Raw genomic sequence first — 7,127 nt, forward strand, 5'->3', positions numbered from 1 at the left:
TCCGGCCTGCATCCATTGCATGGCTGGCCTGAGATTCCGTCGGTTGTTCTTTTGGCTCCGACACATCATCTTCTGCTCGTAAGCTAAAACAGAAAGCGAGCAATCCAATGACTACCCTCCGCAATTCCTTCGCCCAGGGCTTCTTCGGCCGGGCCTTCGCCGTACTGAGCGCTGCCAATGCAGCCGCCGCGGCTGTCGAAGGGCACCGCCGCCCGAAGGAACGCGACCTGAGAACGCTCGGCATCAACCCTGCCGACTTCCCGCGCGTCTAACGCCGCAGAGAGAATTCCCTGAATGAAAAAGGCCCGCTGGTCGCAAGACCAGCGGGCCTTCTGTATTTCGGTTTCGCCTTCTTCGAAGGTCGAGAAAGCCGGCCGTCGAGACGGCCGGCCGATCGTGTTGCCTCAGGCGCTTTCGCCGAGATGGGCCGCCACCCTGTCGGAGCTGTGCGCTTCGGCGTGGCCTTCCTGCGCGCGTTCGCGCTTGTTGTAGCGGATCGACGACCAGAGCGAGATACCGATCAGCGTCGCGCCGCCAAGGCCGGTGATGACCTCGGGGATATGCACCAGCGTCTGGCAGTACATGACCACCGAGAGGATCAGGATCGCGTAGAACGCGCCGTGCTCCAGATAGCGGTATTCGGCAAGCGTCCCCTTGTCGACGAGCATGATCGTCATCGAGCGCACATACATGGCACCGATACCGAGACCGATCGCGATGACGAAGAGGTTCTGCGTCAGTGCGAAGGCTCCGATGACACCGTCGAAGGAGAAGCTGGCATCCAGCACTTCGAGATAGATGAACGCGCCGAGGCCGCCCTTGGCCGCTTCCGACATCGCCTTCTGCGAAGCGTCGAGCAGGCCGCCGACGACTTCCACCGCAAGGAAGGTCAGGAGGCCGTAGATGGCGGAGAAGACAAAGGTATTGGCTTCCTCACCCTCGAGCAGGTTCGAGAAGACCAGGATCAGGAGCAGAACAAAGGCGATCTCGATACCCTTGACGGTTGCCGAGCGGGCCATGTGCTTCTCGATGAAGCCGATCCAGTGCACGTCCTTCTCATGGTTGAAGAAGTAGGTGAGTCCGACCATCATGAGGAAGGTGCCGCCGAAGGCAGCGATCGGCAGATGCGCCTCATTCATGATGCGCGCATATTCCGCCGGTTCGCGCGCCGCCAGCAAGATCGCCTCGAACGGGCCGATGCGCGCCGCGATCACCACGATCAGGAGCGGGAAGACGATACGCATGCCGAAGACGGCGATGATGATGCCCCAGGTCAGGAAGCGGTGCTGCCACACCGGCGTCATGTCCTTGAGCTTGTTCGCATTGACGATGGCGTTGTCGAAGGAGAGCGAGATCTCCAGCACCGCGAGAACGGCGCAGATGAAGAAGACGGTCGCCATGCCGGAAAGCGTTCCGGTCGTCTGCCAGCCGAGCCAGGCGCCGAGCACCAGGCCGATGGCGGTAACGATGAGCGCCCACTTCAGGTAAGAAAGGTTGGATTTGCCTTCGCCGTTGCCGATCATGGCAGGACCTCCATGTTGGGGGTACGGGAAAGCGGAAAACGCATACCACAAAGGGCATGCGTGTAAGGCATGGTCAGGATGTTCATGTGCATATGAATCCGCCGGCTAATTGCTGGCGGTACCGACATCACGAGAGCGCCGTAAAAACTCTCGCCATAGGGGCCCGGCACCAGGTTCACCGCGGCAACCCGATGTCAAAGGCCGCGGATGAACCATCTTTTCACCGAAGTTGCCCTCTGCGTCAAGAGGCAGGCCGCTGCGCACGCCCCGGCGTCGCGGGTGTTCCGCGGTTCCCGCCTATTTTGCAAGGCTGCCCTGTACCAAAGCCCTCCTCCATTCCTATATTCGCCCCACGCTGATTTGCCGGAAAGGACCAGACCCCATGACTGAAACGCGTATCGATCCCACCCTCGTCGAGTGGACCAGCCTCAACGGCCTGCCGCGTTTCGATCTCGTGAAGGACGATGCCTTTGCAGACGGGTTTGCCGCCGCGCTTGCCGCACACGAGGCGGAGATCGACACCATCGCAGGCAATCCCGAACCTGCGACCTTCGACAACACGATCGTCGCGCTTGAAATTGCCGGCGACGAACTCTCGCGTGTTTCCGCGCTCTTCTGGAGCCGGGCAGGCGCCAACACCAACGACACGATCCAGGCCCTGGAACGTGACATCGCGCCCAAGATGTCGCGGCACTATTCAAAGATCGGCACCAATGCCGTGCTTTTCGCGCGTATCGACGCGCTTTGGGAGGCGCGCGAGACGCTGAACCTCTCGCTGGAACAGACCCGCGTGCTGGAGCGGCACTGGAAGGGTTTCGTCAAGTCCGGCGCCAAGCTGGCAAAGCCCGAGCAGGATCGGCTCGCCGCGATCAACGAAACGCTCGCCGGGCTCGGCGCGAAATTCGGCCAGAACGTGCTGGCCGATGAGAAGAACTGGGCGCTGTTCCTCGAGGAGGGCGAGGCGCTCGACGGGCTGCCCGACTTCCTGAAGGACGCCATGGCCGCCGCGGCCCGCGAACGCGGCGAGGACGGCCGCTTCGCTGTCACGCTGTCACGCTCGATCATCGAACCCTTCCTCACCTTCTCCGCCCGCCGGGACCTGCGCGAACAGGCTTTCCGCGCCTGGGTGGCTCGGGGCGAGAACGATGGTGAAACGGACAACCGCGGCATCGTCAAGGAAACGCTGGCACTGCGCGCCGAAAAGGCCGACCTGCTCGGCTATGCGAATTTCGCCGCGCTGAAGCTCGACAACACCATGGCCAAGACGCCCGACGCGGTGAACGGCCTCTTGATGCAGGTCTGGGAAAAAGCCGTTGCGCGAGCCCGCGAGGAGGAGGCCGAGCTCGCTGCCCTCATTGCGGAAGAAGGCCACAACCACGCGGTCATGCCCTGGGACTGGCGCTACCACGCCGAAAAGCTGCGCGCGAAAAAGTTCAGCTTCTCCGAGGCGGAGCTGAAACCCTATTTCCAGCTCGAAAAGATCATCGACGCCTGCTTCGACGTCGCCGAGCGACTGTTCGGCATCCGCGCCGTCGAGAAGACCGGGGTGCCGGTCTATCACCCCGATGTCCGCGTCTTCGAGATCCGCGACCGCGAGGATAAGCTGGTCGCCATGTTCCTCGGCGACTATTTCGCGCGCTCGTCCAAGCGCTCCGGCGCCTGGATGAGTTCCTACCAGAGCCAGCACCGCCTGCCGCTCAAGAACGGCGCGGTCGGTGAATTGCCGATCATCTACAATGTCTGCAACTTCGCCAAACCCGCCGAGGGCAAGCCGGCGCTGCTCTCGCTCGACGATGCGCGCACGCTCTTCCACGAATTCGGCCACGCCCTGCACGGCATGCTCTCCGACGTCACCTATCCCTCGGTCTCGGGCACGGGCGTCTCGCGCGATTTCGTCGAACTGCCTTCGCAGCTCTACGAGCACTGGCTGACCGTTCCGGACATCCTGACGCGTTATGCGGTTCACTATCAGACCGGCGAGGCGATGCCGGCGGCACTGCTCGACAAGGTGCTCGCCGCCCGCACCTTCAATTCCGGTTTCGCGACAGTGGAATTCACCTCCTCGGCACTGGTCGACATGGCCTTTCACACGCGGGGGGCCGTCGAGGACCCGATGGCGGTGCAGCGAGACGTGCTGGAAACGATCGGCCTGCCGAACTCCATCGTCATGCGCCACGCCACGCCGCATTTCCAGCACGTCTTCTCGGGCGACGGCTATTCGGCCGGCTACTATTCCTACATGTGGTCGGAGGTGCTCGATGCCGACGCCTTCGCCGCCTTCACCGAGACGGGGGATGCCTTCGACCCCGCCATGGCTGCCCGACTGAAGACCTATATCTACGCCGTTGGCGGCTCCGTCGATCCGGAAGACGCCTACAAGGCCTTCCGCGGCAAGCTGCCGAGCCCCGAGGCCATGCTGGAAAAGAAGGGCCTGGCCGCCTGAGTAGCCATTTCCGGCCGGGCTCCATGGCCCGGCCGGGCATCGGGCTCAGCCAGCCTGTGCTGGCGCGCCGAGCGCCTTTTCGATGGCGGGATAGAGCCCGTCCTTGAGGCTCCGCTCGTCGAAGGGACCGACCTTCTTGTAGAGGATCGTGCCGTCAGGGCCGACGAGGTAGGACTCCGGGATGCCATAGACACCCCAGTCGATCGCCATCTTGCCGACAGGATCGAGGCCGATGGCCGAGAAGGGATTGCCGAGTTCACCGAGGAAACGCAGCGCATTCTCGCTGCCGTCCTTGTAGTTGACGCCGACGACGTTGAGGCGCGGATCCCTGGACAGCGCCAGGATGACCGGATGCTCCTGCCGGCAGGGCACGCACCAGGACGCCCAGAAATTGACGAGCGTCAGCTTGCCCTTGCCGCTCTCGGCCGTCAGCGCCGGCACCTGCGCGCCGTCCTTCAGCGCCCCCACAAGCGGTTCGAGATCGCGGTAGGGCGCCTTGGTGCCGATCAATGCGGAGGGAATTTCGGACGTGTTGCGATCCGGATCCGTCAGCATGGCGAAGAAGATCGCCGCGATGCCTGCGAAGATCGCCAGGGGAAGCGCCGCGAGGATGAAACGCGTACGCTTGCCGCCGCTCTCCGTGTTGTCGGTGCTGCTCATTGTTTTTCCCCGCTGCGGGCGGAACGTCGGCGGATACCCGCCGCTTCGAGCTGCGCCAGTTCGCGGTGGCGTGCGCGGTGATCCAGCCAGACCCACAGGACAAGACCTGCTGTAACGGCAAAGGCGGCGGCATAGGACGCCGTGACATAGAAGGCATGGCTCATGCCGCATCTCCCGAACGGCCGGCCGAGCGGGCGGCATGCCGGCGCAGCACGGCGATGCGCCGGCGCAGAACCTCGTTGCGCATGGCAAGGATGTGCAGCGTGAAGAACGCAAAGGTGAAGGCGATCGCCATGACGAGGAGCGGCCAGAGGAATTCCGGGTCGATGGTCGGTCCGTCGAGCCGAACCACACTGGCCGGCTGGTGCAGCGTGTTCCACCACTCGACGGAGAACTTGATGATCGGGATGTTGACGAAGCCGACGAGAATCAGCACGGCGCCGACCTTGGCCGCCCGTGACGGATCGTCCATGGCGCGGTTGAGCGCGATCAGGCCGAGATACATCAGGAACAATACGAAGACGGAGGTGAGCCGCGCATCCCACACCCACCAGGTACCCCACATGGGTTTGCCCCAGAGCGAGCCGGTGATGAGGGCGACCAGCGTGAAACAGGCGCCGATGGGCGCGGCGGCCTTGGCGGACACATCGGCAAGCGGGTGGCGCCAGACGAGCGTACCGAGCGCCGAAAGCGCCATCACCGTGTAACACATCATGGAAAGCCAGGCCGCCGGCACATGCACATACATGATGCGCACCGTCTCGCCCTGCTGGTAGTCGCCCGTTGTCGTGAAGGACAGGTAGAGCCCCACGGCGAAAAGACAGAGCGTCAGCCCGGCAAGATAGGGCCAGATGATCGCAACCAGCGCCAGGAACCGGGTCGGGTTGGCGAGGTCGCTGAATTTGCGGATGGCAAGGCTCGGTTCGCTCATGATGGTTCTTTAACGTGGAAGCCCCCCGGCTTCAATTGATCTGCCGCAATCACATTCCTGTCAATTCGCCGCGTCAGTCGCTGGAGAGCCGGAGTGCCGCCGCCGCCGCCACAGGGCCAATGACGGCAAAAAACAGGTTGAGCGCGACGAGGATGAGGAAAGGAGGCAGGAAGGGCGCCGGGTCCTCGATTGCCGCATAGACCGCGCTGACGCCGAAGATCAGCACGGGAATGGCAAGCGGCAGAACGAGGATCGACACGAGAAGGCCGCCGCGCGGCAGCGCCACGGCGATGCCCGCGCCCGCCGCCCCGATGAAGGTAAGCGCCGGCGTGCCGGCAAGCAGCGTCAGCGTCGTCGCACCGATCGCCGTCTCGTCCATGTTCATGAAGAGCCCGAGCAGCGGCGAGGCAACGACGAGCGGCAGGCCGGTCGCGATCCAGTGCGCCAGGCACTTGACGAACACCGTCAGCACCAGCGGCGTCTCCTGCATCAGGAGAAGATCGAGCGACCCGTCCTCGCGCTCGGCCTGGAACAGCCGGTCGAGCCCGAGCAGCGCGGCAAGCAGCGCACCGATCCACAGGATCGCCGGGCCGATGCGAGAGAGCAGGTTGAGGTCGGGTCCGACACCGAAGGGAATGACCGCGACGACCGTCATGAAGAACAGGACGCCGATCAGTGCCCCGCCGCCGGCGCGCACGGAAAGCTTTACATCGCGCAGGAACAGGGAAATCATGCCCAGGCTCCCGCATCGGCCGGCGCAAATCCCGTCATCCGCAACTCCCGCGCCCCCTCAAGCCCGAGCGGCTGGTGCGTCGCGGCAATGGCGAGGCCGCCGCGGGCCAGATGCGCCATGACGAGGCCAGAGAACATTTCCTCGGCCGCAACGTCGAGCGCCGCCGTCGGCTCGTCGAGGATCCAGAGAGGGCGCCAGGCAACGAGCAGCTTGGCCATCGCCATGCGGCGCTGCTGGCCGGCCGAGAGGTAGCCGAACGGCAGGTGTGCGATGCCGCCAAGACCGACGGCCTCCACCGCCACATCGACCGCCACGCCCTGCCCCCCACCAAAATCACCGAAGAAGGCTTTCCAGAAGGTAAGATTCTCCTCCACCGTCAGCTCGCGTTTCATCGCGTTGCGATGGCCGAGATAGTGCGCGGCCTCGCCGACACGCTCCACCGGGTGCACCGCAGCAAGAAATTTTGCCATCCCTGATTCCGCCGGCAGAAGTCCGGCGAGGACCCGCAGCAAGGTGGACTTTCCGGAACCGTTCGGCCCCTTGACGACGAGGGCTTCCCCCCCGGCAATTTCAAAGGAAATATCGTGGAAAATCAAGTCCTCGCCGCGCTTGGCACTCAATCCTTCGGCGACGAGCCGCATGGTGTTCACTTTCTTTTTGCAACCTTGGTCGCAACGCAAAAATAGCCCGATTTGCCGGTGGCAGTCTGGAACGTTTCCAGGAAATTATCTATAAGGCGCTTATCACGCCAGCGGTCGGTGTGAATTTGATGATCAGCGCCGAACGCGGGAGTGATTTCCGGGTACGGACAGCGGAAATGGCCGCACCCGCATCCCG

Annotated in this window: 9 protein-coding genes; 2 read left to right on the forward strand and 7 right to left on the reverse strand. The window is 63.6% G+C overall.

The annotated features are described in order from the left end of the window. Positions 1-107: 107 nt before the first annotated feature. Entirely contained in the window at positions 108-272 is a 165-nt protein-coding gene (locus AKG11_RS35170) for a hypothetical protein (RefSeq protein ID WP_024270181.1), read from the forward strand. 132 nt (positions 273-404) lie between these two features. On the opposite strand, the gene AKG11_RS26770 is transcribed toward AKG11_RS35170, so the two are convergent. Then, positions 405-1,523 (reverse strand): DUF475 domain-containing protein, encoded by a 1,119-nt coding sequence (locus tag AKG11_RS26770; protein ID WP_024270180.1) that lies wholly within the window; start codon positions 1,521-1,523, stop codon positions 405-407. A 382-nt stretch (positions 1,524-1,905) separates the two neighbouring features. On the opposite strand from AKG11_RS26770, the gene AKG11_RS26775 reads away from it, so the two are divergent. Beyond that, a complete protein-coding gene (locus AKG11_RS26775) occupies positions 1,906-3,966 on the forward strand; it encodes a M3 family metallopeptidase (RefSeq protein WP_050746115.1) in 2,061 nt (686 codons plus the stop codon). A gap of 45 nt (positions 3,967-4,011) precedes the next feature. Here AKG11_RS26775 and AKG11_RS26780 read toward each other — a convergent pair whose 3' ends face one another. The 6 genes from AKG11_RS26780 to AKG11_RS35305 form a co-directional block, all read right to left on the reverse strand. Further along, a complete protein-coding gene (locus AKG11_RS26780; RefSeq protein WP_050746116.1) occupies positions 4,012-4,626 on the reverse strand; it encodes a DsbE family thiol:disulfide interchange protein in 615 nt (204 codons plus the stop codon). Further along, the gene (ccmD, locus tag AKG11_RS33805) at positions 4,623-4,790 is read right to left on the reverse strand and encodes a heme exporter protein CcmD (RefSeq protein ID WP_082342679.1); all 168 of its coding nucleotides are present in this window, start codon (positions 4,788-4,790) and stop codon (positions 4,623-4,625) included. The genes AKG11_RS26780 and ccmD overlap by 4 nt, the downstream gene beginning before the upstream one ends. Next, positions 4,787-5,557, reverse strand: a complete 771-nt coding sequence (locus tag AKG11_RS26785) for a heme ABC transporter permease (RefSeq protein ID WP_050746117.1) — start codon at positions 5,555-5,557, stop codon at positions 4,787-4,789. Before AKG11_RS26785 ends, ccmD begins: the two co-directional genes overlap by 4 nt. Before the next feature lie 73 nt (positions 5,558-5,630). After that, positions 5,631-6,290, reverse strand: a complete 660-nt coding sequence (gene ccmB, locus AKG11_RS26790; protein ID WP_023515654.1) for a heme exporter protein CcmB — start codon at positions 6,288-6,290, stop codon at positions 5,631-5,633. Further along, entirely contained in the window at positions 6,287-6,931 is a 645-nt protein-coding gene (gene ccmA / locus AKG11_RS26795) for a heme ABC exporter ATP-binding protein CcmA (RefSeq protein WP_050746126.1), read from the reverse strand. Before ccmA ends, ccmB begins: the two co-directional genes overlap by 4 nt. Before the next feature lie 5 nt (positions 6,932-6,936). Beyond that, a partial coding sequence (locus AKG11_RS35305) for a hypothetical protein (RefSeq protein WP_210168697.1) occupies positions 6,937-7,127 on the reverse strand: 191 nt, incomplete at its 5' end.

The sequence above is a fragment of the Shinella sp. SUS2 genome (assembly GCF_001262505.1).
In the GTDB taxonomy this organism is placed as follows: domain Bacteria; phylum Pseudomonadota; class Alphaproteobacteria; order Rhizobiales; family Rhizobiaceae; genus Shinella.

Excerpts from the sequence above, each read along its gene's own strand:
- ccmB (WP_023515654.1), bottom strand. The coding sequence starts at position 6,290 with ATGATTTCCCTGTTCCTGCGCGATGTAAAGCTTTCCGTGCGCGCCGGC.
- AKG11_RS26780 (WP_050746116.1), bottom strand. The coding sequence starts at position 4,626 with ATGAGCAGCACCGACAACACGGAGAGCGGCGGCAAGCGTACGCGTTTC.
- AKG11_RS26775 (WP_050746115.1), top strand. The coding sequence starts at position 1,906 with ATGACTGAAACGCGTATCGATCCCACCCTCGTCGAGTGGACCAGCCTC.
- AKG11_RS26785 (WP_050746117.1), bottom strand. The coding sequence starts at position 5,557 with ATGAGCGAACCGAGCCTTGCCATCCGCAAATTCAGCGACCTCGCCAAC.
- ccmA (WP_050746126.1), bottom strand. The coding sequence starts at position 6,931 with ATGCGGCTCGTCGCCGAAGGATTGAGTGCCAAGCGCGGCGAGGACTTG.
- AKG11_RS35170 (WP_024270181.1), top strand. The coding sequence starts at position 108 with ATGACTACCCTCCGCAATTCCTTCGCCCAGGGCTTCTTCGGCCGGGCC.
- AKG11_RS26770 (WP_024270180.1), bottom strand. The coding sequence starts at position 1,523 with ATGATCGGCAACGGCGAAGGCAAATCCAACCTTTCTTACCTGAAGTGG.
- ccmD (WP_082342679.1), bottom strand. The coding sequence starts at position 4,790 with ATGAGCCATGCCTTCTATGTCACGGCGTCCTATGCCGCCGCCTTTGCC.